26 protein-coding genes, 1 riboswitch and 1 other annotated feature are annotated in these 25523 nt (G+C 39.5%); of the genes, 3 read left to right on the top strand and 23 right to left on the bottom strand.

Going from position 1 to position 25523, the window contains the following annotated elements; all coding sequences use genetic code 11:
• Nucleotides 1-18 precede the first annotated feature (18 nt).
• The 15 genes from glyS to NSU02_RS13820 form a co-directional block, all read right to left on the bottom strand.
• Nucleotides 19-2082 (bottom strand): glycine--tRNA ligase subunit beta, encoded by a 2064-nt coding sequence (gene glyS / locus NSU02_RS13750; protein ID WP_144596771.1) that lies wholly within the window; start codon nucleotides 2080-2082, stop codon nucleotides 19-21.
• The gene (gene glyQ, locus NSU02_RS13755; protein ID WP_063388048.1) at nucleotides 2075-2965 is read right to left on the bottom strand and encodes a glycine--tRNA ligase subunit alpha; all 891 of its coding nucleotides are present in this window, start codon (nucleotides 2963-2965) and stop codon (nucleotides 2075-2077) included. Before glyQ ends, glyS begins: the two co-directional genes overlap by 8 nt.
• Nucleotides 2966-3034: 69 nt before the next feature.
• Nucleotides 3035-3208: a binding site (T-box leader), on the bottom strand.
• Nucleotides 3209-3323: 115 nt separating this feature from the next.
• The gene (gene recO, locus NSU02_RS13760; RefSeq protein ID WP_094246234.1) at nucleotides 3324-4076 is read right to left on the bottom strand and encodes a DNA repair protein RecO; all 753 of its coding nucleotides are present in this window, start codon (nucleotides 4074-4076) and stop codon (nucleotides 3324-3326) included.
• 30 nt (nucleotides 4077-4106) lie between these two features.
• The gene (locus tag NSU02_RS13765; protein WP_065095532.1) at nucleotides 4107-4247 is read right to left on the bottom strand and encodes a YqzL family protein; all 141 of its coding nucleotides are present in this window, start codon (nucleotides 4245-4247) and stop codon (nucleotides 4107-4109) included.
• A gap of 112 nt (nucleotides 4248-4359) precedes the next feature.
• The gene (gene era / locus NSU02_RS13770) at nucleotides 4360-5265 is read right to left on the bottom strand and encodes a GTPase Era (protein WP_339193091.1); all 906 of its coding nucleotides are present in this window, start codon (nucleotides 5263-5265) and stop codon (nucleotides 4360-4362) included.
• Nucleotides 5258-5656 carry a cytidine deaminase gene (locus NSU02_RS13775; RefSeq protein WP_339193093.1) on the bottom strand — a complete coding sequence of 133 codons (399 nt, stop codon included), beginning with the start codon at nucleotides 5654-5656 and terminating at the stop codon, nucleotides 5258-5260. The genes era and NSU02_RS13775 overlap by 8 nt, the downstream gene beginning before the upstream one ends.
• Before the next feature lie 98 nt (nucleotides 5657-5754).
• Nucleotides 5755-6114 carry a diacylglycerol kinase family protein gene (locus tag NSU02_RS13780; RefSeq protein WP_339193095.1) on the bottom strand — a complete coding sequence of 120 codons (360 nt, stop codon included), beginning with the start codon at nucleotides 6112-6114 and terminating at the stop codon, nucleotides 5755-5757.
• A gap of 2 nt (nucleotides 6115-6116) precedes the next feature.
• The gene (ybeY, locus tag NSU02_RS13785; RefSeq protein ID WP_063388043.1) at nucleotides 6117-6593 is read right to left on the bottom strand and encodes an rRNA maturation RNase YbeY; all 477 of its coding nucleotides are present in this window, start codon (nucleotides 6591-6593) and stop codon (nucleotides 6117-6119) included.
• Nucleotides 6590-8722: an HD family phosphohydrolase gene (locus tag NSU02_RS13790; protein WP_339193097.1), complete on the bottom strand. Its 2133-nt coding sequence runs from the start codon at nucleotides 8720-8722 to the stop codon at nucleotides 6590-6592. The genes ybeY and NSU02_RS13790 overlap by 4 nt, the downstream gene beginning before the upstream one ends.
• Before the next feature lie 59 nt (nucleotides 8723-8781).
• Nucleotides 8782-9744: a PhoH family protein gene (locus NSU02_RS13795; protein WP_063388041.1), complete on the bottom strand. Its 963-nt coding sequence runs from the start codon at nucleotides 9742-9744 to the stop codon at nucleotides 8782-8784.
• Nucleotides 9745-9747: 3 nt separating this feature from the next.
• The gene (gene yqfD / locus NSU02_RS13800) at nucleotides 9748-10941 is read right to left on the bottom strand and encodes a sporulation protein YqfD (RefSeq protein WP_063388040.1); all 1194 of its coding nucleotides are present in this window, start codon (nucleotides 10939-10941) and stop codon (nucleotides 9748-9750) included.
• 10 nt (nucleotides 10942-10951) lie between these two features.
• A complete protein-coding gene (yqfC, locus tag NSU02_RS13805) occupies nucleotides 10952-11236 on the bottom strand; it encodes a sporulation protein YqfC (protein WP_063388039.1) in 285 nt (94 codons plus the stop codon).
• 63 nt (nucleotides 11237-11299) lie between these two features.
• On the bottom strand, nucleotides 11300-11677 hold the full coding sequence (locus tag NSU02_RS13810; protein WP_339193100.1) for a hypothetical protein: 378 nt from the start codon (nucleotides 11675-11677) through the stop codon (nucleotides 11300-11302).
• A gap of 28 nt (nucleotides 11678-11705) precedes the next feature.
• On the bottom strand, nucleotides 11706-12698 hold the full coding sequence (gene floA / locus NSU02_RS13815) for a flotillin-like protein FloA (protein ID WP_339193102.1): 993 nt from the start codon (nucleotides 12696-12698) through the stop codon (nucleotides 11706-11708).
• Between the two features lie 16 nt (nucleotides 12699-12714).
• On the bottom strand, nucleotides 12715-13998 hold the full coding sequence (locus NSU02_RS13820) for an NfeD family protein (protein WP_339193104.1): 1284 nt from the start codon (nucleotides 13996-13998) through the stop codon (nucleotides 12715-12717).
• 192 nt (nucleotides 13999-14190) lie between these two features.
• A riboswitch (TPP riboswitch) is annotated at nucleotides 14191-14306 on the top strand.
• 135 nt (nucleotides 14307-14441) lie between these two features.
• Between NSU02_RS13820 and thiC the strand changes: the two genes are divergently transcribed.
• The gene (gene thiC, locus NSU02_RS13825; RefSeq protein ID WP_339193106.1) at nucleotides 14442-16184 is read left to right on the top strand and encodes a phosphomethylpyrimidine synthase ThiC; all 1743 of its coding nucleotides are present in this window, start codon (nucleotides 14442-14444) and stop codon (nucleotides 16182-16184) included.
• A gap of 47 nt (nucleotides 16185-16231) precedes the next feature.
• Here thiC and NSU02_RS13830 read toward each other — a convergent pair whose 3' ends face one another.
• The gene (locus tag NSU02_RS13830; protein WP_339193109.1) at nucleotides 16232-17341 is read right to left on the bottom strand and encodes a galactosyldiacylglycerol synthase; all 1110 of its coding nucleotides are present in this window, start codon (nucleotides 17339-17341) and stop codon (nucleotides 16232-16234) included.
• A 142-nt stretch (nucleotides 17342-17483) separates the two neighbouring features.
• Between NSU02_RS13830 and NSU02_RS13835 the strand changes: the two genes are divergently transcribed.
• Entirely contained in the window at nucleotides 17484-18038 is a 555-nt protein-coding gene (locus tag NSU02_RS13835; RefSeq protein WP_339193111.1) for a hypothetical protein, read from the top strand.
• 478 nt (nucleotides 18039-18516) lie between these two features.
• Here the strand turns inward: NSU02_RS13835 and NSU02_RS13840 are convergent, their stop codons facing one another.
• A complete protein-coding gene (locus NSU02_RS13840; RefSeq protein ID WP_063388172.1) occupies nucleotides 18517-18963 on the bottom strand; it encodes a GatB/YqeY domain-containing protein in 447 nt (148 codons plus the stop codon).
• Between the two features lie 19 nt (nucleotides 18964-18982).
• Nucleotides 18983-19156 (bottom strand): 30S ribosomal protein S21, encoded by a 174-nt coding sequence (gene rpsU, locus NSU02_RS13845; protein ID WP_063388032.1) that lies wholly within the window; start codon nucleotides 19154-19156, stop codon nucleotides 18983-18985.
• Between the two features lie 342 nt (nucleotides 19157-19498).
• Here rpsU and NSU02_RS13850 point away from each other — a divergent pair, with 342 nt between their 5' ends.
• Nucleotides 19499-20446, top strand: coding sequence for a Na/Pi symporter (locus tag NSU02_RS13850; RefSeq protein WP_144596759.1), 948 nt, complete (start codon nucleotides 19499-19501; stop codon nucleotides 20444-20446).
• Between the two features lie 73 nt (nucleotides 20447-20519).
• Here the strand turns inward: NSU02_RS13850 and deoC are convergent, their stop codons facing one another.
• The 5 genes from deoC to dnaJ all read right to left on the bottom strand — a co-directional run bounded on the left by deoC (nucleotide 20520) and on the right by dnaJ (nucleotide 25452).
• Entirely contained in the window at nucleotides 20520-21179 is a 660-nt protein-coding gene (gene deoC / locus NSU02_RS13855) for a deoxyribose-phosphate aldolase (protein ID WP_339193112.1), read from the bottom strand.
• A 69-nt stretch (nucleotides 21180-21248) separates the two neighbouring features.
• A complete protein-coding gene (gene mtaB, locus NSU02_RS13860) occupies nucleotides 21249-22595 on the bottom strand; it encodes a tRNA (N(6)-L-threonylcarbamoyladenosine(37)-C(2))-methylthiotransferase MtaB (RefSeq protein WP_066250569.1) in 1347 nt (448 codons plus the stop codon).
• Between the two features lie 5 nt (nucleotides 22596-22600).
• On the bottom strand, nucleotides 22601-23356 hold the full coding sequence (locus tag NSU02_RS13865; protein WP_066250567.1) for a 16S rRNA (uracil(1498)-N(3))-methyltransferase: 756 nt from the start codon (nucleotides 23354-23356) through the stop codon (nucleotides 22601-22603).
• An 11-nt stretch (nucleotides 23357-23367) separates the two neighbouring features.
• Complete coding sequence (gene prmA, locus NSU02_RS13870) at nucleotides 23368-24303, bottom strand: 50S ribosomal protein L11 methyltransferase (protein ID WP_063388027.1); 936 nt, start codon at nucleotides 24301-24303, stop codon at nucleotides 23368-23370.
• An 18-nt stretch (nucleotides 24304-24321) separates the two neighbouring features.
• Nucleotides 24322-25452 (bottom strand): molecular chaperone DnaJ, encoded by a 1131-nt coding sequence (dnaJ, locus tag NSU02_RS13875; protein ID WP_063388026.1) that lies wholly within the window; start codon nucleotides 25450-25452, stop codon nucleotides 24322-24324.
• Nucleotides 25453-25523: the final 71 nt, after the last annotated feature.

A 25523-nucleotide genomic window follows, 5' to 3' on the forward strand; every position in this document is an offset into this window, starting at 1 on the left:
ATAATCGTCTATTTGCATTTATTTTACGATAATTTCATTCACTTTGGCAAAAGATGTGATTATCTTTGTTAATTGTACCATTTGGGACAGCCTGTTTTGTTTAACCGATTCATCCTCTGCCATTACCATAATATTATCAAAATAACGATCAATCACCGGCTTTAAAGCTTTCATTTCCAAAAATGCTTCTTTAAAATTACCCTCTTTTTGCAATTTTACAAAATTTTCTTCAAGCCGTAAATACGCTTGATACAATGTTTTTTCTTCTTCCTTCTCGAACAGCTCTTCTTTAATATTGCCCTCTTGGCCCTTAGACGAGATGTTGACAACACGAGACAGCGATTCAATTACTTCTTTAAAGTCACCCTTTTGGCTTTCTTCTGACAGAACGGCAGCCCGCTCAAAATATGCATTAACTTCATGGTAATTGGATTGTAATACCGATTCAATTATATCATGGCGGACATTTTCTTCATGAAGCGCAAATTTGACTCTCATTTGGAAGAACGACAGCAATTCTTTTCTCAAATTGTCTTTATTTTCTAAACCATATACATTTATAGCAAGGTCGAACAATTCCTCCAATTCAAGCCGCCATTGTTTGGCTCGAAGAATTTGAACAATGCCGCTTGCTTGTCTTCTTAATGCATACGGATCTTGTGAGCCAGTTGGAATCAAACCGATCGAAAAAAATCCTGCAATTGTATCCAGCTTGTCCGCAAGCCCTACAATGGCTCCGCTCAACGTTTCAGGCGTCTTGTCGGAAGCATGCCGCGGCATATAATGCTCATTTATTCCTTTTGCAACCTCTTCCTGTTCACCCTTTAAAAGAGCGTATTTTTCTCCCATAATTCCTTGAAGCTCAGGAAATTCATAAACCATTTGCGTAACAATGTCAAATTTGCAAATGGAAGCAGTCCGTTTAATATAAGCTTTCTCCTCATTGGAGCATTCAAGCTTTTCGCTAAGCTTTTCTGATAATTTTACAATTCGGCGAACCTTGTCACCGATGGAGCCCAGTTCTTCATGAAAAACAATTTTTTCAAGCTTCTCCAGTGCGGTATCGATGGCAAGCTTTTTGTCTTCTTCGTAAAAGAAATTTGCATCGGAAAGTCTTGCCCGAAGGACCTTTTCATTCCCCTTGGCAATCGTTTCAATGTTTTGATCATTCCCGTTTTTTACGGTAACAAAAAACGGAAGCAGCTTTCCATCTTTATTTTTGACAGGAAAATATCGCTGATGCTCCTTCATCGTCGTCACTAACACTTCTTCAGGTAATGTTAAAAACTGGTCTTCGAATGAACCGTACAGGGCGGTCGGATATTCCACCAAGTTTGTAACTTCCTCGAGCAAATCTTCATCAACAGGGATGATCCAGTTTTCCTTTCTTTCCAGTTCCTCCAGCTGTTGAATGATCATTTGTTTTCGTTTTTCATAATCGGCGACAACAAACTGGTTCAACAAAGTATTTTCATAATCGCGTGGAGTGGAAATTTCCGCTTTCGTTCCTAAAAAGCGATGGCCATACGTAACATTTCCTGTCGGAACATCGGTAATGGAAAACGGAATGATGTCTTGTCCAAATAAGACAACTAACCATTGGATCGGACGGATATAGCGAAGATTCCAATTTCCCCAACGCATATTTTTCGGAAAATGGATGGTTTGAATAATCTCTTCTAACCCTGGGAGCAGTTCTTTCGTTTCTTTCCCTTTTTGAAATGTTTGAACAAAAGCGTACTCAACACCGTTTACTTCTTTAAAGGATATGTCGTTTGTGGAAGCTCCTTGGCTCCGTGCAAAGCCTAACGCTGCTTTTGTCCAATTTCCATTCTCATCAACCGCAATCTTTTTTGCCGGTCCTTTTGCTTCGCCAAGCAAATCTTCCTGTTTTTCATTTACATCCTCTACAAGGACGGCAAGACGTCTAGGAGTTGAATATTTTTTTATTTTGGCGTAAGAAATGCGATGTTCATCCAGCCAAGCTCCTACTTTGTCAGCCAGCTGATCAATCGAAGACAGGATGACGCCGGCAGGCATTTCTTCAAGCCCGATTTCGATAAGTAAATCCCGTTTATTCATGATTTTCGGCCCCCTTGTTTTTCAGCATTGGAAAACCGAGTTTTTCCCGTTCTTCATAAAACGTTTTGGCAACTTTTCTTGCCAGCTTTCTCACTCTGCCAATATATCCGGTTCGTTCTGTAACAGAAATAGCTCCTTTTGCGTCAAGCAAATTAAATGTGTGCGAGCATTTTAAAACGTAGTCGTACGCTGGATGAACGAGACCTAATTCCATCTGTCTGTGCGCTTCTTTTTCATACGTATTAAACAGTTCAAATAGCATGTTTGTATCGGATGTTTCGAACGTATACTTGGAATGCTCATATTCAGGCTGATAAAAAATGTCCCGGTATGTAAATCCGTTTGTCCATTCAAGGTCAAATACATTTTCTTTTTCTTGAATATAAGACGCCAAACGCTCTATTCCATAAGTAATTTCAACAGAAATCGGTTTGCATTCCAGTCCTCCGACCTGCTGAAAATACGTGAATTGAGTAATTTCCATTCCGTCAAGCCAAACTTCCCAGCCAAGCCCTGCGCAGCCGAGAGAAGGATTTTCCCAGTTATCTTCCACAAAGCGGATGTCATGTTCAAGCGGATCAATTCCAAGAGCCTTTAATGAATCTAAATAAATTTCTTGTATGTTTTTCGGAGACGGCTTCATAATGACTTGGAATTGATGGTGTTGATAAAGGCGGTTCGGATTTTCCCCATACCTTCCGTCAGCAGGTCTTCTTGACGGCTCCACGTAAGCAACATTCCACGGTTCTGGCCCGATGGAGCGAAGAAATGTGTATGGGCTCATGGTTCCGGCACCTTTTTCTACATCATATGCCTGCATCAAAATACATCCATGATCGGCCCAATGCTTTTGCAGCGTCAAAATCATTTCTTGAATGTTCATTCATCATGCACCTCCACAATTAAGTTATGTTCGAACAAAATAAAAACCGTCCCTAATGCAACAAAGTTGCATAGGGACGGGATGACCCGTGGTTCCACCCTATTTGCTGAAAAATGTTTCAGCCTCTCGTAAACCGTTATTGCTCTGGAACGCCGTTCCCTGCATCCTCATACCTTAGCTCGCACCATCCTAAGGTCGCTTTCTATGAAGATTGCAGGTACTCTTTTCCTTCATCGCATTTTATTATTCAATTTGACACGTACATTTCCGCTCATTACATGACATTAAATCGCTTTTTCTAACAGCATGAGGGGGGATAAATCCTTCATTTGAAAGGTTTCACATCCATGTATATGGTTTACAACATTTCTTTTAAACTGTCAAGCTGATTTAAAAATTTTTTCGATTTCAGCGATAAACCTGCATATTCCTGATAATATTGATCAAGAACAAATCTCAGTTCTTTTTTTGTCTCAGCGGAGACGGATATTTGACCAATGCGGTTTAAGTCAATAGAATAAAACAGCCGCAACAGCTTCACTGTCTTCTGAGAAATATTGAGCCTGTAAGGATCTTTTTCAAAACAGCGGCTGCAAATCAATCCGTTTTCTTTTAATGAAAAATGAAACGGTCCGTTTGTTTCGCCGCTTACTGCACATTTGTTTAATTCGGGATATAAACCGAGAACGTTGAGCATCTTTATTTCAAATATATTGGTCAAAATTTCCGCATCCTTTTCTTCATTCAGCAGATGAAGTGTTTGAAATAAGAGCTCAAACAAAAAAGGGTTTCTGTCTTTTTCATCTGTTCCTTTATCAAGGAGCTCTACAATATATGAAGCATATGCAGTCAAAAAAATATTTTCCTTAATCTCTCTAAAAGCGGAAATGATTTCTCCTTGGCTTAAATTACCCAATCCAGAAGATTGATGATACAAAAAATTTCCATACGTAAAAAGTTGGGTAACAGCTGCGAGGCGGCTGTTCGGTTTATTTGCGCCCCGTGCCATTACACCAACTTTCCCCAACTCCCTTGTATATATTGTAACAACTTTATTGGTCTCACCATATTCCGTTGTACGAATGACAATTCCTTCCGTCTTTACAAGCATTTCTCCACCATCCTATTGGATACAGCACTACTAAACAGGGAGATCAACCTCAGTCCGCTCTTCTTCCTTCATTTGACAATCTTTCGTCCGCTCCTTTTCAAGCTCTTTAAAAAGGAGATATGTGTCAATATTACCTGTAAACGTGAATACTTTCCAGGTAAAATCTAACATATTGTCCCCACCTTTCTGTCGTTGTTCCTAAGCTATATCCAATTCATTGTTATCATAGCCTTTTTGAATCATTTTCATGTTTTGAAAATATTTCTAACTTCCTTTAAGTCAATTAATATTCGTCTTCCCTAAATCCAAAATCTCGCAATTGCGACAGGCGATTTCTCCAATCTTTTTGCACTTTGACCCACAGCTCTAAAAAGACTTTTGACCCGAGCAAGTTTTCAATGTCAACCCTTGCCCTTTTCCCAATTTCTTTCAACATTCTTCCTTGCTTCCCAATGATAATACCTTTTTGAGAGTTGCGTTCCACAACAATTGTTGCAGCTATATATACTGCATGGTTTTCTCTTTTTTCAATTGAATCAACAACAACTGCAACAGAATGTGGGATCTCTTCTCTTGTCAAATGCAATACTTTTTCGCGAACTAGTTCAGAAATGATAAAACGTTCCGGGTGATCTGTCACCTGATCACTAGGATAATATTGCGGACCTTCCGGCAAATACGCTTCAATTTGCCCTAGCAACGTTTCAATGTTGTTTCCTTGCAGAGCAGAAATTGGAACAATTTCCTGAAACTCGAACTTTTCCCTGTATTGGTCAATAAGCGGCAATAAATCATCAGGATGAACCCGATCGATTTTATTGACAACTAAAAATACAGGAGTATCGGTTTCCTTCAATCGTTCCATGATATATTCATCACCGCGGCCTAATCCTTCTTCAGCATTAATCATAAACAGAATTAGATCCACTTCTTTGAGCGTATTTTGAGCGACTTTCATCATAAAATCGCCCAATTTATGCTTTGGTTTATGAATACCGGGAGTGTCGATAAAAATAATTTGTGAGTTTTCCGTCGTATAAACCCCTTGTATTTTGTTTCTCGTTGTTTGAGGTTTATCGCTCATAATCGCAATTTTTTGACCGATTACACGGTTAATAAAAGTCGATTTGCCGACATTCGGGCGGCCGATGATTGATACAAATCCTGATTTAAATTCTGCCTTATTCATGTAAATCCTCCGATGAAAATGCTTCTGGTAATAGTTGTTCAACTGTTAGCTCGTTATAGTCTCCGTTAAGATTCGCCAAAATCACCTTCATATTTTTAGGACAGAGCTCTGCTATGACTTGCCTGCAAGCGCCGCACGGCGATACAGGGCGCTTTGTATCCGCAACTATGGCAATAGCTGCGAATTCATTTTCACCTTCTGAAACCGCTTTATATATAGCAGTGCGCTCGGCACAATTGCACATGGAATAAGCTGCGTTTTCAATATTGCATCCTTTGTATACTTTTCCATCCTTTGTCAGAAGTGCTGCACCTACTTTAAATCGAGAGTAAGGTGCATAAGCAAATTCTCTTGCTCTTTTTGCTTCTTCAATCAGTTGATGGGAGTCCATAGCTTCCTTCCTTTCGTTTACGTTGCAGCTTATACTCATTATTTTACATCATTTTTCATTTAATTTCACGTTTATTTTTTCAGAAAATTCTACATTTTTCACGAAAAAACTTCAATTATTTTTGGGGAAAAAATGATGAATCCGATAACAACCGAAACGGCTGCATAAACCAATACTGCTCCTGCAGCTGCATCTTTTGCAGTTTTAAGCAGAGGATGAAATTCTTTCGACACAGCATCAGCGATTCGTTCAATGGCAGTATTGACCAGCTCTAAAGCTAACATTCCGCCAATTAATAGGAGAATGACAATCCATTCAATTAAGCTAATGTTGAAAAATAATCCGGCTGCGATCACGATGATCGCAGCTGTGACATGAATTCTAAAGTTCCGCTCGGATTGGAAGGCTGCAGCTATTCCTTGTACGGCAAAATAAAAGCTTTTCAACAAAATCTTCATGTTTATCCTGTTCTTTTCAATCCAAATTTCTCCAAAATTTCCTTTTGCCTTGAAAACATTTTTTCTTCTTCTTCTTTTGTCATATGATCATAACCTAATAAATGCAAAAAGCCGTGAACAGATAAAAATCCGAGCTCTCTCATAAATGAGTGGCCGTATTCTTCTGCTTGCTCTTTCGCTTTTTCTATTGAGATAATGATATCCCCTAAATGAGGGGGGAGATCAGCACCTTGGATCTCCACTTCATCTTCTCCTGTTTCTTCAAGCGCAAATGAAATCACATCTGTCGGCTGATCTTTTCCCCGGTAATCCCGATTGATCTCTTGAATGTCTTTATTAGTAACAAAGGTTATAGATACTTCCGAATCTTTGGGAACACGTTCTTCTAAAGCAGCAAATTGCAGCAAATTTTCGATCGTTTCTATTTCCTCAGAAGAGAGTGTTTCCGTCTGATCGAAAATGTCAATGGATAATGTCATGTTTTCTTCACCTTCTTTTCATGAAATTCCGGATATTCAATTCTTGAATGAAAAATCCCCTTCAATGTTTCACACAATATTTTTGCCACCGTTTCAAGCTCTTTAAACGTTATATCACATTCGTCGAATTGCCCGTCTTGAAGTTTATCTTTTATGATGGAACGAACAAGCTTTTCAATTTTTTCGGGCATCGGATTTTTCATTGAACGAACAGCTGCTTCTACACTGTCAGCGATACAAATAACGGCAATCTCCCGCGTTTGCGGCTTCGGACCCGGATATCTAAACTCACTTTCCAAAATAGGCTGATCACTATTTTCTTGGGCTTTATGGTAGAAAAATTTTAAAAGCGATGTTCCATGATGCTGCAGAGCAATATCGATAAATTCTTTCGGCATTTTATGCTTCCTTAACATTTCTGCTCCCTCTTCAGCATGAGCAATAATAATGTTTTTGCTTAGCTGAGGGGACAATTTATCATGCGGATTTTCCATGTTCATTTGGTTTTCAATAAAATAGCGCGGCCGTTTCGTCTTGCCGATATCGTGATAGTAGCTTCCAACTCTTGCCAACAACCCATTCGCACCGATCGCTTCGCAAGCAGCCTCGGCTAGATTGGCCACCATTACACTGTGATGATAAGTACCAGGCGCCTCCGTTAATATTTTCCTTAATAAAGGATGATTCGGATTCGACAGTTCAATCAGCTTCATCGTCGATAAAATGCCAAAACCTGATTCAAAAAAAGGCATTAAACCGATTGTCAAGACGGAAGAGATAACACCTGATACAATCGCCATAAGAAAATAAGAACCGATCTCTAGATTCGAATAAATTCCATTTTGAATGAATAAAATAGCAGTGATCACAACAATATTAACAGCCGAAACGAAAAGACCAGCTTGTAAAATTTTCGAACGGACGTTATGTTCCCCTAGAAACAGAATGGCTGCGATGCACCCGCATAAGTAGTAAAGACCAATTGTAAAATTAAATGTGCCAGTGACTCCATCATTAAAAATCAAGCTTCCGCAAAAAGCATATATAATGCTTGTCACGAACGCAAGGCGGTCATTAATCAAAAGCTTTGTCAACATAACTCCCATCAGCACCGGGACAATAAAGCCGATATGAGAATAGTCCATTTTTTGAAATAAGCTGATAATCTTCATGACCGTTAACGTTATCGCTAGGATGATGGTAAAGAGAAGCAATGACTGGTTTTTACTCGTAAAGAACGAGTTCTTTTCTTTTTCAAAAAAATATGCAAGATAGATCATCACTAATAAGACTAAAATGAAAAGACCAATGATCGGCTGAAATGTGTACTTATTATCTAAAAGGCCCAACAATTCCAGCTTTCTATATACTTCCCTGTCAATTAATTGGCCCTCTTCGACTATAATTTGACCTTGCTTAATTTGAACCTCCTGCACTTTTTCTTTTGCTTCTTCCCGCTTTTCATCTGTTGATTTTGGGTCAAATACATAATTGGAAATAATTGCGCTGCGTCCAATCTCTTCAGCTGCTGAGCGTATCTTATCCGGCAAATTCACGTTTTGAAGCCGTTCTTTCACTTTGTTTCTCGCTTCTTCTAATTTTTCAGCCGGAATCGGCTCGCTCATCGTTTCATTGACAGCCGTAACAACCGCATCTTTCGCCAGCGTAAGCTGTCCTTCATTTGCACTTAACAACGATGTATATACGCTTTCAGGATATTTATCATACATATCTCCTAAACTGCTTTTAAGCCTGTCAAGCTTCTCTTTGCTGCTCATTTCGGCATTAGATGAAGCCTCCATGATGGCATCAAATAAAGATTCGACCAAATCCACACTGTTGTCCGCATATTCTTTTTTTAGCACATATTGATCTTCCACGCTTTCAGCAGCTTCTTCTCTTCTCTTTTCCGTCATTTCCTTATCGACAACGGTAACAGGTGCGTAAATCGTTTGGTCGGATACTGAAAATAATTTGGCATCAAACGTGTCCGGTTCTACATTGCTGTATAAAACGGTAAACAAAATTACTCCAATAACGGGATATAAGAAAAAATGAAGGGATTTCATTTTTTTCAAAAAATGGAATATCGGCTGTTTCCTGTCTTTGCGATCCATTTTTCTTTTCATTTGTCACAGCACCTCCGATCAATTCTATGCAAAAATGACCCGGTCATGATGAGCGGGTCTTACTGATCATCTTTTTCATAAGCCTCAATAATTTTTGAAACGAGCGGGTGCCGCACGACATCAGTTTCCTTTAAATATACGAATGAAATGCCTCGAATGCCTGATAATTTTTCATTCGCTTCAAGCAGTCCTGATTTTACTCCTTTGGGCAAATCCACTTGTGTCAGGTCGCCTGTAATGACCATTTTGGATCCAAAGCCTAAACGGGTTAGAAACATTTTCATTTGCTGAGTTGTTGTATTTTGCGCTTCATCTAAAATAACGAACGCATCCTCAAGTGTTCTTCCGCGCATATACGCCAATGGAGCAATTTCAATAACTCCTCTTTCTAATAAGCGCTCTGTATGGTCCACGCCTAAAATATCGTGTAGAGCATCATATAAAGGTCTTAAATAAGGATCTACCTTTTCTTTTAAATCGCCGGGCAAAAAACCTAAATTTTCACCAGCTTCAACGGCCGGCCGCGTTAATATGATTTTATTTACAAGCCCATTTTTCAAGCAATGGACGGCCATGACAACAGCGAGAAACGTTTTTCCTGTTCCTGCTGGACCGATTCCAAATACTAAATCATGCGTTTTAATTGCTTGAAAATACTTTCGTTGACCTAGTGTTTTTACACGAATGGTTTTTCCTTTTGCATTTTTCGCAACTTCTTCATCGTAAAGGGATTCAAATTCATCGATCTTCCCACTTTTCGCCATTTTTGTTGCATAAAGCACGTCTTGTTCGTTAATCGAAATTCCTTTTCGAATAACCGAAAGAAGGGATTTCAAGATGTCTTCAACCAGTTCAGCTTTTTCTTTATCTCCTGAAACATATACCGCTTCACCGCGCGAAATGATCGATACGTTTAACTCTTCTTCAATTCTTTTTAAATGAACATCATGAATCCCAAATAAATTAATGGCTTCATTCGGATTTTCTAAACTCTGGCTGATTGTGACTAAATCTTCTGTCATTCTCTAATCTCCCTGAACCCGTTTTATTTTTACAATGTTTTCAATAACTTGGAAGTGTATTTTCAATCTTACTTTACCATTCTCGACGTCTTCGTGCAAAACTTTTTCGCCAACAATTTTCACATCTTTTCCAAGTTTTCGAAATAAGTCATTTTTCCCGGCAGCAATCGCTTGCCGTTTCGCTTCATCCACAGAATATTTTCTGTGAAAGGTTTCCGTCTCACGAATCGTTTCTTTCTTATAGTTAACTGGAAGATCCCATTTTAAAAATTTTAATGGACGCTCGTCTCGCTCCACCGCATATTGCGGATATTCCGATTCATCATTGCGAAACATCCCCCAAATAGGAAGGGAAAAAGAACGAAAGGAGAGAAAATGCTTCGTGACTGACTTTCCTGAAAATAACTGGAAAGTTGTTTGAAGCGGCACCTCCACTGTTGAAATATACCAAGTTTCGCCTAATATTTCTCCGTCTGCTGCCACTTTTCGTATTTTATCACCTTCTCCAACTACACCGGAAACTAATATTTGTCCTTTTCTAACAAAATCATGAACGTCTACTAAAGGTTGTCCTTTTTCAACATACATTTTTGCTATAACAGCTTCCTTCGCGGCCACTAAATGCCTCGGCCCCTCCACTTTGCTTTTTTGCTCTTTTTTCTTTTCGGCTACTTCCAGAGAATATGTCGTTCCTTTTAATTTGACACCGATCCATGTTATATCATCTATTTGGCTCATCAAACGATTTTGAACTGTTTGATTGCTCGATGTCAAAAACTGAAACGTCCCTCTTTTAATTCCTATTTTGTCCAATTCTTTTTGTATTAAATGCTCTGTTTTCGGACTAGCCCCTTTTATTTCAATATGCCAAATCATGTTGGATAAAAGAAATGTAATGGCAATGAACAGAACAATTCCAATAACAAAACCAAAATTTCTCCATGATTTTTTTAATAAAAATGGAAATCCTATCCTTTGGTGAAAGGTGCACTTACATTCATGTTTACGAACTACTTTTCGTAAAGCCTGTACATCTTTAAGGCGTATAAAAAAAGAAATTGCACCGTTTTCCAGCCGCTTTACATTTATTGTGACAATGCCAAGCCGCGTGCAATCGTTCAACATTCTTTCTGAGCCGGTTCCTTCCGCTATTACCTGAACGAAGCCTGTAAAATATAACAACCAATTGTTCCGCATCCCGATCCCCCTACTGATCAATATATAATACTTGTTCAATTTTCCCTTCTACAAGGAGCTCTTCTGGCAATATCGCTTTCATCACAAAATCGCTTCCTTTAATGAGCATCTGGCCTTGCTGCAGCAGAACTCGAATCTCTTTATCTGTAAAAGAAAGCAGTCCTTTATGATTTTCTATATATATATGCAATGTACCGATCATCGTAACACGGGGAAGATCCATCATGACGTCAGCTGGTATTTGCAATCCTTCTGTCAATATGCTTTTTATTCGCTGATGCCATTTTTTGCCCATAAAAGAACCCCCTTCATCCTCATATTTATGAGAGACAAAAGGGGATTAACACCATTAATTCATTTATTTTATGAAATTCGACCGATGGGGCTTTTTGGATCGGGGTTCATCTAAAATGACGCTCCAAATGACTCCTTTTGCAGCTGAATGCATGTGTAAAGCTGATGGTTTCTGTTTTTTATTTTTATTATGAAAAGATTTCATATTCGATTTGTCTTTTTCAGCTTTTTTTAGTTGGCTGGATAGGCCTGTGTGTACATTTTGAATTTGATTCCATTCATTTGGAGGGCTTGTCGAAACATTTTTTATCCTTTGTTTCGTTTGTTTTGCAACTTGTTTCCTTTTTTTCTGCTGCTCTTGATCTTTTTTATTTCTGCCAAACAAAGAAGAAATAATCCCGATTAAAATAACAATGAACAGTGGATTTTCAAATATTTCCATATGACACCTCCTTTGATGGGCAGAAAGATCATTCTTCTTCATCACCAGCAGAGTTTTTTGTCATTTTTCCGATAGAATCACGCATATTTGTATCAGCGGTAATGTTTTTGATGTTCATATAATCCATAACTCCAATATTTCCTGATTTTAAAGCTTCCGCCATTGCAAGCGGAACTTGCGCTTCCGCCTCAACAACTTTTGCCCGCATTTCTTCAACTTTAGCGCGCATTTCCTGCTCTCTTGCCACCGCCATCGCCCTGCGTTCCTCCGCTTTAGCTTGCGCGATGTTTTTGTCCGCTTCCGCTTGATCTGTCTGCAGGATCGCACCGATGTTTTTGCCGATATCAACGTCCGCGATGTCGATGGATAAAATTTCAAAGGCTGTTCCTGAATCGAGTCCTTTGTTTAAAACTGTTTGCGAAATCATATCAGGGTTTTCCAGCACTTTTTTATGATCATCAGAAGAACCAATGGTGCTGACAATTCCTTCACCTACACGTGCGATAATCGTTTCTTCCCCGGCACCACCAACAAGCCGGTCAATATTGGCTCGCACCGTGATGCGGGCTTTTGCTTTCACTTCAATTCCGTCCATGGCAACCCCTGCAATAAACGGGGTTTCGATTACTTTCGGATTTACGCTCATTTGAACGGCCTCAAGCACGTCTCTTCCCGCTAAATCAATCGCAGCACAACGTTCAAAGCTCAATTCAATATTAGCTCTTTCAGCTGCAATTAATGCGTTGACAACTCGATCAACATTCCCTCCTGCCAAATAATGGCTTTCCAATTGATTCGTTGTGACATCAAGGCCTGCTTTATGCGCTTTAATTAACGGATTGATCACTCGACTTGGAATGACTCTGCGCAGCCTCATTCCAATAAGAGTCAAAATACTGATGCGAACGCCAGCTGCCAGAGCTGAAATCCAGAGCATAATCGGCACAAAAGAGAACAAGATGCCAAGCAAAATAAGACCTAATACGATAAGACCTAGTAAAAGAAAAAATGTTACGTCCATGTGATATACCTACCTCCTATTCATTTTCATTAATAGCTCTTACAACAATTCGTGAGCCTTCTACTTTAACAATTTTCACTTTTTTTCCTTTCTCAATATACGTTCCTTCTGTCACAACATCCAATCTTTCCTCTCCATCGGTCATTACTGTTCCTGCCGGTCGTAAAGCAGTCACAGTTACACCCGTTTTCCCAATTAAATCTGTACGATTTTGATTGGATACATAACCTTTCTCCGTGCTGATTGAATCATTTAAAATAATTTTTTTAAACCATTTCATACGCTTACCAATCACCTTTGACATGATGAATATTGTGAATATCGAAATGGAACCGGCAATAAAAAGAGAAACCGCCATATGTCCTATATGATCAGCTGCTAAAAATAAACTTAAAAGGACTGAAAGAAAACCGATTGCTCCAATAATTCCTCCTGGAACAAACAACTCTGCAATTATAAGCAGAACCCCAAGCACGAACAAAACAACCGTTTCCAATCCCGCAAGCCCTGCAATAAAATGACCGAAGAAAAACAAAAACAGTGCCAATAGTCCAATAAAACCAGGAATGCCAAACCCAGGAGTGTACAATTCTAACACAAACCCTAAACCGCTAATCGTTAATAATATCGGAATGGTATACATGTTTGTTACAAAACGGGCTATTTTTTCAGCAAACGTCTCCTCAGTCTCCTGGACTTTTGCACCTTCCATTCCGATCGATTTCAAAAGCTCTGCCCGGCTTTTGGCGATGCCTTCACCATACCCGACTTCCATCGCTTGTTTTGCTGTTAATGTTAGTAATTCTCCTTTTTCTGCACCATATTCGGGCATATCCAAGCTGCTGTCTACCATCGCCTCAGCGAACATAGGGTCTCTGCCATGAACCTCAACAGCATTTCTCATCTCTGCTTTCCAAAACGATTGCACTTTTACTTCTGCAGCATTGCCATTGGAGTCAATGACAGCCGCTGACCCAATGGTACCGCCAGGATGGTAATATATTTGATCAGCCCTTAATGCTATATAAGCCCCTGCAGAAATCGCATGTTTATTTACATAAGCGATTGTTTTGATATCTGTATCCATAATCATTTTGCCTATTTCTATCGCTGCCTCTAAAGCACCGCCAGGAGTGTTCAATTCAAAAACAATGACATCCGCCTTCTCTTTTTCCGCCTCCTGAATGGATCGTTTAATAAAATGCACCAATCCTTTTTCAATTGTATTTTCAATCGGAATAAAATAAACGGTTTTCCCTTCAGCTGATTTGGCATCAAAAGACGCACAAATAATCGACAAGATGAGCAGCAGAGCGCAAATAGCGAAAAACTTATTGTTTGATTTCAGGCCTCTCCCCCCTTATTTTTTGCCTAATATTATTACGGACAATTGCGCAGAAAGTTTCAAAAATCAACAATTCTACAAACATCATGAAACGAAAAAATATTTTCATTATTTTTCATATTATGTTACTATTAAAAAAAATATATAACCATCTACTAGGGGTGTCCAATTAGCTGGACTGAGAGAAGAACGCGCCTGAAGTTCTTCAACCCTTTGAACCTGATCTGGATGATGCCAGCGTAGGGAAGTAGGTAGCGGGAGTATTTGTATTGCCTTCTTTTTCTATATTGAATTGATCGGGTTCGTGCTAAAGCGAACCCGTTTTTATTTTTCACATCCCATCTCCCCTCCTATTTTTCTATGCACATCTTCAGATAAAAAAATGGAGGAGGAGAAAAATGAAACATTATTTCGAAAACATGCAGTTTCCAGCAAGCAAAAAAATTTATGTGACTGGGTCAAGACCCGATATTCGGGTTCCGATGAGGGAAATTCAATTAACTCCCACGAAAACGGAAGCGGGAACGTTTGAAAATGAACCTGTAAAGGTTTATGACACGAGCGGTCCCTATACAGATCCTGATTTTCAGGCAGATATTCATAAAGGTTTGCCGGCTGTACGCAAACAGTGGATTTTAGACCGTCATGATGTTGTAGAATATGACGGGCGCCAGGTAAAGCCTGAAGATAATGGATTTCGCAATTGGGAAGATCACAATATTGCCACACCTTTTCATCGAAAGCCTTTCAAAGCAAAAAAAGGTGCTGTCGTTACACAAATGCACTATGCAAAAAAGGGGATCATCACCCCAGAGATGGAGTTTGTGGCGATTCGTGAAAACATAAATCCTGAATTCGTTCGTCAAGAAGTCGCTGCCGGCAGGGCCATTATTCCGTCCAACATTAATCACCCGGAAAGTGAACCGATGATCATCGGCCGGAACTTTCATGTAAAAATTAATGCCAACATTGGCAATTCAGCTGTAACATCGTCAATCGAAGAAGAAGTTGAGAAGATGCTTTGGGCCATCCGCTGGGGCGCTGACACAATTATGGACCTGTCAACAGGAAAAAATATTCATGCAACAAGAGAATTTATCATCCGCAACTCGCCCGTGCCGGTTGGAACCGTCCCGATTTACCAAGCGCTCGAAAAAGTAAATGGCGTTGCTGAAGAGTTAACATGGGAAATTTACCGTGATACATTAATTGAGCAAGCAGAACAAGGGGTCGATTATTTTACTATACATGCCGGCGTGCTGCTTCGCTATATCCCTTTGACCGTCAAACGGACGACCGGAATCGTATCCCGCGGCGGTTCGATCATGGCGCAGTGGTGTATGGCGCATCATCAAGAAAACTTTTTATACACTCATTTTGAAGAGATTTGCGAAATTTTAAAAACATATGATATTGCCGTTTCATTAGGTGACGGCTTGCGTCCCGGATCTATTCGAGATGCCAATGATGAAGCGCAATTTGCCGAATTGAAAACGCTCGGTGAATTGACGGAAATAGCCTGGAAACATGATGTCCAAGTCATGATCGAAGGCCCTGGGCACATTCCGATGCATAAAATTAAAGAAAATGTTGATTTAGAAAATGAAATTTGCAAAGGGGCTCCTTTTTATACCCTCGGTCCATTAACGACCGATATTGCTCCCGGCTATGATCATATTACGTCAGCCATTGGAGCAGCCATGATCGGCTGGTACGGAACGGCCATGCTATGTTATGTAACTCCGAAAGAGCATTTAGGCCTTCCCAATAAAGAGGATGTGCGCCAAGGTGTTGTTGCTTATAAAATTGCAGCCCATGCCGCAGATTTGGCAAAAGGGCATCCAGGCGCCCAAATAAGGGATGATGCTTTATCAAAAGCCCGTTTTGAATTTCGCTGGAACGACCAATTTAATCTTTCTCTCGATCCTGAACGGGCACGCGAATATCATGACGAAACTTTGCCGGCAGAAGGAGCGAAAATTGCCCATTTTTGTTCTATGTGCGGTCCAAAATTTTGCTCGATGAAAATTTCCCACAATTTAAGAAAAATGGCCGGTTCAAGTGATTCTGATTTCGTTCAGGAAGGTTTGAGGCAAAAAGCAAAAGAATTTATAGAGGGCGGGTCATCCCTTTATCGATAAATAATTTTCAAACTAATGCTCCTAGAAGCTTTAATGGCTTCCAGGAGCTATTCATTCATTAAACGTTTGATCAATCCCGCTGGTTCAATCGGAGCTAAACTTTTATGATATTCATCCACTTTCGATAAAAATTTTGATAGCTGCTTAGATTGCAGCGCTCGAATAATGGAGTCCGAAATATTTGTTTCCTCTTGCCAATTTCGAAAATCAAACACCATCCCGAATTTTGTTAATTTCTCCAAATTTATTTCTTCCTGTCCTGGAAGAGTGTGGTATACAAATATAGGAATTTTTTTGTATAAACATTCGCTGATTGTCACACCACCGGGCTTTGTCATGATAAAATCGACGCGATTGTACAGATCGTTCATTTGTTCTCTTGAAGAGATGTAAGGTAAAGGAGTAATTCGTGGATGGTTTTGTTTTATTAATCGATCATAAAGCTTTCTGTTTTTTCCGCATAACACCATATAATGGATATCATCATCGCGGCTGATTTTTTCCGTTATCTTCTCTATTGAACCGACGCCTGAACTTCCTCCCGAAATTAATCCTCGATAAAAACGCATGCTATGTACATGTTCATCTTTCCTTTTTGTAAAATTTGGGTGAATAGGAATCCCTGTAACAAAAATCTGTTCTTTTTTTATACCTTTTTCGAGCAAATAATCTTTCATATATGAGTGACCGACAAAATGATAGTCAATTTCTCTTTTTCCCCAAAGATGATGAATAAAAAAATCTGTGTATACATTGATAACAGGGATGTTGATTTGAGAAGAGGCTTTCAGCCTGGCAAGCAAGTAGGAAGGAAGAGCATGGGTACAAACAATCATTTTCGGATTCAATTCATCAATGATCTTTTTTAAATGGCGGAGAAAAAGTGCCTCATAATGGAAAAACCTTTTGCCGCTCTTTTGTTCCGCAAGCACTGACCTGTGGTACATATGGCTGTATGATTTAGGAAAACGGCCAATCCATTGCAAATAAAAGGAAGATATCAGCCTTTCTATTTTTCCAAATTTCGATGACAAAAGGTCCATTTTTTCGCAATGAATGTCAGGATCAAGCCGTAACAACCCTTCCATTAGGGCATCAGCTGTTTGATGATGGCCTGAAGGTATGGTCAAAAAAGGAAGATATAAAATTTTTTTCATATCGCTCACCATTGTTATTGATGGAGTTCTTTAAAAGTTTTTTCTTAATTTCTCATGGCTATTCGAAAAAAATTTTTTATAAATAAAAACAATTCGTATGCTAAAAAATAAACTGTAAGAAAAAAAGTGAAAGGTGTTGCAAATGGGAAGGTTGAGATATTGTTTTTTTAAGTTTTGGTGCCTATTGGATCCCATTTATTACCTTTGTTCGCGGCTTGAGTATGTGAGGGACAAGGAGAATAATCGTGACATTTTCCGGGTTCGATTGACAAAATATAAAGGAAGGGAAATAATTCTTTCAGACGGTACAAAAATTAAAAAAAATGATCTTCTGTTAAAAATACATCTTCATAACGTCTATTTAATGAAGGAACTGAATCATTTTAAGAGCGAAATTCAAAAAGGAAGATACATTTACTCTAAAACAGAAAAAGGGCTGCCAAATATCGTTCAATACTTGCGGAATCATTCACAATTTCACAATGTGAAAGGGATTATTGGAATAACTATTTTAAATAAAGGCTCTGAACGGCTGGGCTTTGAAACGTTTTCCATTCAAAATCCATTTTATAAATGGTATAAGCTTTTGACATTTACCCCTATGTATTTCATCATTCAATATCGTTTCGATAGCTTGAAGCGGCCGCCGAAATATTTAATGATGTCAAAAGAAAAACTGCTCAAACTATATGGATAGAACGGTTTTCCCTTCATCAAAAAAGAGCGTATGAACAGCTCAGGCGCCGCTTATACGCTCCGTCATGTTGATCCCGTTGAGGTTTCAATGAAAATATTTGGGTTAACTCCGAAATAAATCCTTTCCCTTTCAGAGCAAATAGTGCTGTCGTTTTTCCCTGTTCTCACAGCTAGATAGACGTGTGCTCTTTTCGATAGGTTTTCCTTTATTGCCGCCGTATTTTCCCGATAATCTTCATTGAGATCAGCGATCTTTCCGAATGTTTTCCTTCATTGTTGCCCTCTGCTCAATTTTTTGCGGACATTTGCATAGCAGCTATATTCTTTCGCCGACAAGCTTGCTATCAACAACTGAACCACTATTGATGAATTGCAAGGCAGCTACATTCATTAATCGACTGCCGCAGTCCATAGGATGAATCCGCTGCAAAAACTTAAAAGCTTGCCGCACATAGAAAGCGGCAAGCTTTTTACTCGAATTATGAAAGCAAATCCTGAACCAATTTATTAACAAGCGAGCCATCTGCTTTTCCTTTTACTTTTGGCATAACGGCTCCCATTACTTTCCCCATATCGGATTTGGACGTTGCGTTCACTTCCGAAATTGTTGTTTTAATAATTTGTATTAATTCCTCTTCAGATAATTGCTCAGGCATATATTCAGTTATTACTGCAATTTCAGCTTTCACTTTTTCAACTAAATCTGAACGACCTGCATTTTCAAATTCTTGGAGGGAGTCTTTACGTTGCTTTAATTCTCGAGAAAGTACCGTTAATTCCTCTTCTTCAGTCAACTCACTTTTTCCGAGTTTAATCGCTTCATTTTGCAAGGATGCTTTTACCATGCGAATGACTGAAAGGCGATCTTTCTCTTTATTTTTCATCGCTTGCTTCATATCTTGATTTAAACGCTCAAGAAGACCCATAATTAATATACACCCTCTTTTAATATTTACGCTTTCTTGCAGCTTCAGATTTTTTCTTGCGTCTTACGCTAGGCTTCTCATAAAATTCGCGCTTTCTATATTCCTGCAAAGTACCAGTTTTTGATACTTGGCGTCTGAAGCGGCGAAGAGCATCCTCAAGCGATTCGTTTTTACGTACGATCGTTTTAGACATCCTTTTTCCCTCCCTCCGAACAAAGCCAGTTCATGTTCCTTATCAAAAAGAACATTTACTAAGTTAGTATAATATAATCGATTTATTTGGTCAATGTTCAAAACATCTTTCCTATTCCTTATGACTTTTTTTTACCGGACAGGTTTACAAGACTGTTTTATATCAGCTTTTGTATGGAAGAATTTCCAAATTCATCATGTATATAAGGAAATGATTCAAGATCGTTTGAAAGCCGCTAAACAGCTGTCTGAAAAAATATAACTAGTTCGATTGAAAAAAATTACTCGTTCATAAGGTCTTATTGTGACACCTTGTCCATAGACTGTTGATGAGGTGGTTTTCATGGGAATGCAATTGCTGTTATTATTTTTTTCTTGTTTCCTTTTATTTTTTTGCGGAATGGCAATGATGAAATACGGATTTCAGCAAATGTCCCATAGGCAGCTGGAGAAATGGCTGTACAACTGCACGAATGCCCCAATCAAATCCTTTCTAACCGGCATGATTGCAACAGCTCTTGTTCATAGCAGTTCTCTAGTGATGGTGATTACAGTTAGTTTTGTTTCCGCTGGTTTGTTAAAGTTTAAAGATGCAATTGGAATTATTTTAGGTTCCAATGTCGGGACGACCTTTACGACCGAATTTCTAGCCGTTGAAATAGATGACTATTTAGGGATGATGTTTGCAATTTCTCTTCTTCTCATGCTTTTTAAAAACAGAATTTTATTTTCATTAGGCTGTTCATGCTTCGGCATATCGTGTATTTTTTTAGCTTTGAACGGGTTTGAAAAAGCTGCTTTTCTTTTGTCTGACCTGCAGGTTATGTCTGATCTACTTGCCAAATCGAGTGACCATTTGCTTTTTTCTGTCGGAATAAGCGCGGTCTTCACCGGAATTATTCAATCATCAACTGCATTAATCGGAATTGTCATGAGCTTTATGAACGAACAGCTGCTGCCATTAGAAACAGGATTAGCTTTTGTTCTCGGCGCAAATATCGGCACCTGCATTACAGCTTTATTGGCCTCGATCGGCTCTAAACAAGAAGCGAAATATACTGCTTTTGCCCATCTTTGGCTGAATGTGTTTGGAGTGATCCTGTTCGTTCCGCTTATTCCTTTTTTCGCAAATAATTTAAAATTGTTAACAAATGAACCAGATTTCCAAATCGCTCACTTTAGTCTGATTTTTAACCTGATAACTTCTTTAATCATTCTCCCGTTTGCGAATCAATATGCAAATTTTGTATTATGGTGGACAAAAACTATTTCAGCATGGATAAAAAAATAATCCCGCAACAAACTGCGGGAAAACTTTTTTAAACTAAATGTAAAAAATCCAGCAATTCTGTGATTATAATAGATTAACGTTCACTTCCTTTTATAATCGCCACTCCAGAACTAGTACCAATTCTTGTCGCACCGGCTTCTATCATCATGATCGCAGTTTTATAATCGCGGATTCCGCCAGATGCTTTCACGCCGAATTTCGGACCTACTACTGCACGCATAAGCTTCACATCGTCAACTGTTGCACCACCGGTAGAAAATCCTGTCGATGTTTTGACAAAATCTGCTCCGGCTTTTACAGCTAGCTCACACGCTTTTCTTTTCTCATCAACATTTAATAGAGATGTTTCAATAATCACCTTTATCAAAGCTTTTCCGTTTGCCGCTTCAACGACAGCACGAATATCTTCTTTAACTGCATGATAACGCTGATCCTTTAATGCGCTGATGTTTATCACCATATCTAATTCCGCTGCACCTTTTTGAACCAACTCTGTCGTTTCATATGCCTTTACTTCAGTAGTTGTTGCTCCAAGCGGAAAACCAATCACTGAGCAAACTTTCACATCTGATTTTTGCAGCAAATTAGCTGCTGTTTCCACCCATACGGGGTTAACACAGACAGATGCAAATCCGTACTCCTTCGCCTCAAAACAAAGCTTTTCAATATCTGCCTGCGTGACATCCGGCTTTAAAACAGTATGGTCAATATACTTCGCAATATCCCTTTTCATGAGAAGGCTCCCTTCATAAAAAGTGGTACAGCTTACATCAAAGTCTGTTTTACGCAAGAAAAAGCTAGATTAAGAAGACTTCTGTAAATAGTCTTCATCGACTATACGGACTACTTGTCCTTCATTATATGGATAGCCCGCCTTAGTTAATTTCACCTTCACAATTTTCCCAACCATCTCTTTCGTCGCCGGAAAAACAACTTTTAAATAATTGTCCGTATATCCTTCATATTTGCCGCTGTCTGGAGCTTCTTTATAAGGTTCTTCTGGAATAACCTCCAGTACTTGTCCCTCAAATTTTGAGGCATATTCTTTTGCTAGTTGATCGCTTAATGCGATCAGCCGGTGCACGCGTTCGTTTTTTATGTCTTCGTCAACTTGATTTTCCATTCGGGCAGCTGGTGTTCCTGTCCGCTTCGAATAAGGGAAAACATGAAGCTCAGAATAACGGTGTTCTTTAACAAAGTTGTATGTTTCCATAAATTCTTCTTCCGTTTCACCCGGGAAACCTACAATCACATCAGAAGTTACCGCAAGCCCAGGCAAAGCTTCCCGCAGCCGTTTCAGACGCTCAGCATAGAATTCCGTCGTATATTTACGGCGCATCCGCTTTAAGACGCTGTTTGATCCTGATTGAAGCGGTATATGCAAATGGCGGACAATTTTATCGGACGTTTTCAGCACTTCAATTACTTCATCAGTTATTTGGCTCGCTTCAATTGAAGAAATTCTAAGCCGCTTTAATCCTTTCACTTCAGAATCAATATCGCGAAGAAGTTGCGCAAAATTATAATCTTTTAAATCTTCCCCATATCCTCCTGTATGGATGCCGGTTAAAACAATTTCTTTATATCCAGCATCCACCAGCTTTTGAGCCTGTTTAATCACTTCTTTTGGATCCCGGCTCCGCATGAGACCGCGTGCCCAAGGAATAATACAAAACGTGCAAAAATTATTGCAGCCTTCTTGTATTTTTAAAGACGCCCGCGTCCGGTCTGTAAAGGAAGGTACGTCCATCTCCTCGAATACCCGAGCTTTCATAATGTTTGTCACACCGTTGATCGGCTGGCGCTCCTTCTTAAACTGCTCAATATAATCGAGCATTTTTTTTCGATCTTGTGTACCGACAACGATATCAACCCCAGGAATAGCCATGACTTCTGCGGGTGCCGTTTGCGCATAACAACCTGTAACGCAAATAACACTGTCAGGGTTTTTGCGGATCGCTCTCCGTATTACTTGGCGGCTTTTTTTATCACCTGTATTCGTCACCGTACAAGTGTTAATGACATATACATCCGCAATCGCTTCAAAATCCCGGCGCTCATATCCCGCTTCTTTAAATAGCTGCCAAATAGCTTCTGTTTCATAATGATTTACCTTACATCCTAATGTATGAAAAGCAACAGTCGGCATGTTTTTCACCTCGACAGTTCAAAATGATAGGATACTGCAGATAATAAATAAAGAGGAGCCGTTTCCGCCCGCAATATTCTCGGACCTAGCCCGCATAAAAGAAAGCCGTTATCGGATAACTGCTTAATCTCCTCGGCTGTAAAACCTCCTTCTGGTCCAAAAACAGCGAATAATGATCCTCCCCGCTGCAAAGAATTTAAAGCACGAAATAAATTGCTCGTTTCACCTTTTTTTGCATGCTCTTCATAAGCGACAATTTTTACATCGGCTGATGCAGCATAAGAAATGACATCCTTTAATGAAGCTGGCTTCGTCACCTCAGGAATTATGGTCCGATGTGACTGTTCCGCAGCTTCTTTCGCAATTTTATTCCACCGCTCTAATTTTTTATTTATTTTACCTTCATTTAATTTTACAATTGAACGAGCAGCATTAAAAGGGATAAACTTGGAAGCACCAAGCTCCGTCCCTTTTTGAATGACGAGCTCCAATTTATCCCCTTTAGGCAGCCCATTCGCTAATATCACTTTTACCGGAAGCTCTGAATTGTTCTCGATCCACTCTAAAATGGAACAGCATACTTTATCGGCAGATATTTGAACAATTTGGCAAAGGGCTGAATATCCATCCTTTGTTACACATATAATTTGATCATTCTGTTTCATCCGCATCACCCGGGAAATGTGGTGGACATCTTCCCCGGTGATGTCAATAATATCAGTTAATTCTTTTTTTGCATAATGAATAAAATAACGCTGCATCTTCAATCCCTCTATTTTTTTGCGATAAAGGCGACCCAATCTTCCATCGTCATCGTCTCTTCAATCGTAAAACCAGCTTCGATTAAAGCTTGCTCCACTTCGTGTTTTTTGTTTTGAATAATTCCGGAAGTAATAAAATAACCGCCGTTTTCTAAACGCTCATGCGCATCACGAACAAATCGCAATATGACTTCAGCTAATATGTTTGCAACAATTACGTTCGCTTTAACATCGATATCGTCCAACAAATTGTTTTGCTTGACTTGAACAAGATGCTGCACTTTATTCAATTTAACATTTAATCGCGCGCTGTCCACTGCAACTGGATCCAAATCAAGTGCGATGACTTTATCGGCCCCCAGCAAAGCACTCGCGATGCTCAATACGCCTGACCCTGTACCGACATCAATTACAATATTTCCCTTTTGCACCTTTTTTTCAAGTGCTTGTATGCAGAGAACTGTTGTTGGATGGGTTCCAGTTCCAAACGCCATACCAGGATCCAATTCAATGATCAGTTCATCGGTGTGAGCAGGTTCATACAGCTCCCATGTGGGGACAATCGTAAATTTTTTTGAAACCTTCACAGGACGGTAATATTTCTTCCAAGCGGTAGCCCATTCTTCCTCATTAACTTCACTAATTGTAATATGGTTCCGCCCCAAATCAATATCATACAACAGCAGGTTATTTATCCGTTCTTTTATCCCTTCCACCGTCTCGCCTAAAAAGCTATTCACAGGAAGGTACGCTTTAATGATGACACCTTCATCAGGATAGTCTTCAGGATCAAGCTGATAAATTTCTCCATATTGATCTTCTCTTTCTTTTATAAGATCATACGGATCTTCAATAACTACTCCACCAGCACCCGCTTCATGTAAAATATTAGAGATAGGTTCAACCGCTTCTTCCGTTGTATGGATGCTAATCTCTGACCACTTCATTTTAGTAACCCCAATCCTTTAATCTCCTTTAAACGCCCGCTTCACTTTATCAAAAAAACTTTCTTCCTGTACATCAGGTTGATTCCCGCTGATAGCCGCAAATTCCCGCAGCAATTCTTTTTGTTTTTCCGTAAGGTTAGTTGGTGTAACGACGCGAACAGTTACATATTGATCTCCTATGCCATGGCCGTGAACATTTTTGATCCCTTTTCCAGACAGTCTGAATTTTCGGCCTGTCTGCGTGCCTGCAGGTATTTTTAATTTCACTTTACCGTATAAAGTAGGAACTTCAATCTCATCTCCAAGCGCAGCTTGTGCGAATGTCAGCGGCATTTCACAATAGATGTCATCACCATCGCGGACGAAAAATTCGTGTTCCTGTACGTGGAAAACAATATATAAATCACCTGATGGACCGCCGTTAATTCCCGGCTCTCCTTTCCCTTGTATGCGGAGCTGCTGACCGTCATCTACACCAGCTGGAATTTTCACTTGGATTTTTCTGCGTTTCTTCACTTTTCCGCTGCCGCCACAAGTTGTACAGCGATGTCTGATAAATTTACCTGTTCCGTTACATTGATAACAAACGCGCCGATTCACAAAAACACCAAAAGCTGTTCGCTGCTCTGAGCTGATTTGACCCGAACCTCCGCAATGCGGACAAGTTTCCGGAGTAGTACCAGGTTTCGCTCCTGAACCGTGGCAAGTATCACATGTTTCTTCGCTAGGAATTTCAATTGTCGTTTCCTTTCCGAACGCAGCTTCTTCAAATGAAATCGTCATCGTATATTGAATATCTGCACCTGCTCGAGGAGCATTCGGATCTCTTCTTCTTCCTCCGCCAAAGATCGAACTGAATAAGTCATCAAATCCAAATCCCCCGAAATCCGCTTCAAATTCTTCACCGTTAAAGCCGCCGAAGCCTTGAGTAGCACCTGCATGACCGTAGCGGTCATATTGGGCTCTTTTTGTGTCGTCGCTTAACACTTCATACGCTTCTTTTACTTCTTTGAATTTTTCGGGCGCGTCTGGGTCTTTGTTAATATCCGGATGATATTTTTTGGACAGCTTGCGATAGGCTTTTTTAATCTCCTCTTTTGTTGCGTTCTTACTAACTCCAAGCACCTCATAGTAATCACGCTTCGCCATATATTCACACTCCCGATTTCTCACATAGAGTAAATTTTAACATTGACAAACGGAAGAAAGCAACTGTTAAC

The sequence above is a fragment of the Aeribacillus sp. FSL W8-0870 genome, from assembly GCF_037963755.1.
Taxonomy (GTDB): domain Bacteria; phylum Bacillota; class Bacilli; order Bacillales; family Aeribacillaceae; genus Aeribacillus; species Aeribacillus composti.

Bases quoted from the DNA above. Each gene is read 5' to 3' on its own strand.
- glyS (WP_144596771.1), bottom strand. From the start codon at position 2,082: ATGAATAAACGGGATTTACTTATCGAAATCGGGCTTGAAGAAATGCCT.
- glyQ (WP_063388048.1), bottom strand. From the start codon at position 2,965: ATGAACATTCAAGAAATGATTTTGACGCTGCAAAAGCATTGGGCCGAT.
- recO (WP_094246234.1), bottom strand. From the start codon at position 4,076: ATGCTTGTAAAGACGGAAGGAATTGTCATTCGTACAACGGAATATGGT.
- NSU02_RS13765 (WP_065095532.1), bottom strand. From the start codon at position 4,247: ATGTTAGATTTTACCTGGAAAGTATTCACGTTTACAGGTAATATTGAC.
- era (WP_339193091.1), bottom strand. From the start codon at position 5,265: ATGAATAAGGCAGAATTTAAATCAGGATTTGTATCAATCATCGGCCGC.
- NSU02_RS13775 (WP_339193093.1), bottom strand. From the start codon at position 5,656: ATGGACTCCCATCAACTGATTGAAGAAGCAAAAAGAGCAAGAGAATTT.
- NSU02_RS13780 (WP_339193095.1), bottom strand. From the start codon at position 6,114: ATGAAGATTTTGTTGAAAAGCTTTTATTTTGCCGTACAAGGAATAGCT.
- ybeY (WP_063388043.1), bottom strand. From the start codon at position 6,593: ATGACATTATCCATTGACATTTTCGATCAGACGGAAACACTCTCTTCT.
- NSU02_RS13790 (WP_339193097.1), bottom strand. From the start codon at position 8,722: ATGAAAAGAAAAATGGATCGCAAAGACAGGAAACAGCCGATATTCCAT.
- NSU02_RS13795 (WP_063388041.1), bottom strand. From the start codon at position 9,744: ATGACAGAAGATTTAGTCACAATCAGCCAGAGTTTAGAAAATCCGAAT.
- yqfD (WP_063388040.1), bottom strand. From the start codon at position 10,941: ATGCGGAACAATTGGTTGTTATATTTTACAGGCTTCGTTCAGGTAATA.
- yqfC (WP_063388039.1), bottom strand. From the start codon at position 11,236: ATGGGCAAAAAATGGCATCAGCGAATAAAAAGCATATTGACAGAAGGA.
- NSU02_RS13810 (WP_339193100.1), bottom strand. From the start codon at position 11,677: ATGGAAATATTTGAAAATCCACTGTTCATTGTTATTTTAATCGGGATT.
- floA (WP_339193102.1), bottom strand. From the start codon at position 12,698: ATGGACGTAACATTTTTTCTTTTACTAGGTCTTATCGTATTAGGTCTT.
- thiC (WP_339193106.1), top strand. From the start codon at position 14,442: ATGAAACATTATTTCGAAAACATGCAGTTTCCAGCAAGCAAAAAAATT.
- NSU02_RS13830 (WP_339193109.1), bottom strand. From the start codon at position 17,341: ATGAAAAAAATTTTATATCTTCCTTTTTTGACCATACCTTCAGGCCAT.
- NSU02_RS13835 (WP_339193111.1), top strand. From the start codon at position 17,484: ATGGGAAGGTTGAGATATTGTTTTTTTAAGTTTTGGTGCCTATTGGAT.
- NSU02_RS13840 (WP_063388172.1), bottom strand. From the start codon at position 18,963: ATGGGTCTTCTTGAGCGTTTAAATCAAGATATGAAGCAAGCGATGAAA.
- rpsU (WP_063388032.1), bottom strand. From the start codon at position 19,156: ATGTCTAAAACGATCGTACGTAAAAACGAATCGCTTGAGGATGCTCTT.
- NSU02_RS13850 (WP_144596759.1), top strand. From the start codon at position 19,499: ATGGGAATGCAATTGCTGTTATTATTTTTTTCTTGTTTCCTTTTATTT.
- deoC (WP_339193112.1), bottom strand. From the start codon at position 21,179: ATGAAAAGGGATATTGCGAAGTATATTGACCATACTGTTTTAAAGCCG.
- mtaB (WP_066250569.1), bottom strand. From the start codon at position 22,595: ATGCCGACTGTTGCTTTTCATACATTAGGATGTAAGGTAAATCATTAT.
- NSU02_RS13865 (WP_066250567.1), bottom strand. From the start codon at position 23,356: ATGCAGCGTTATTTTATTCATTATGCAAAAAAAGAATTAACTGATATT.
- prmA (WP_063388027.1), bottom strand. From the start codon at position 24,303: ATGAAGTGGTCAGAGATTAGCATCCATACAACGGAAGAAGCGGTTGAA.
- dnaJ (WP_063388026.1), bottom strand. From the start codon at position 25,452: ATGGCGAAGCGTGATTACTATGAGGTGCTTGGAGTTAGTAAGAACGCA.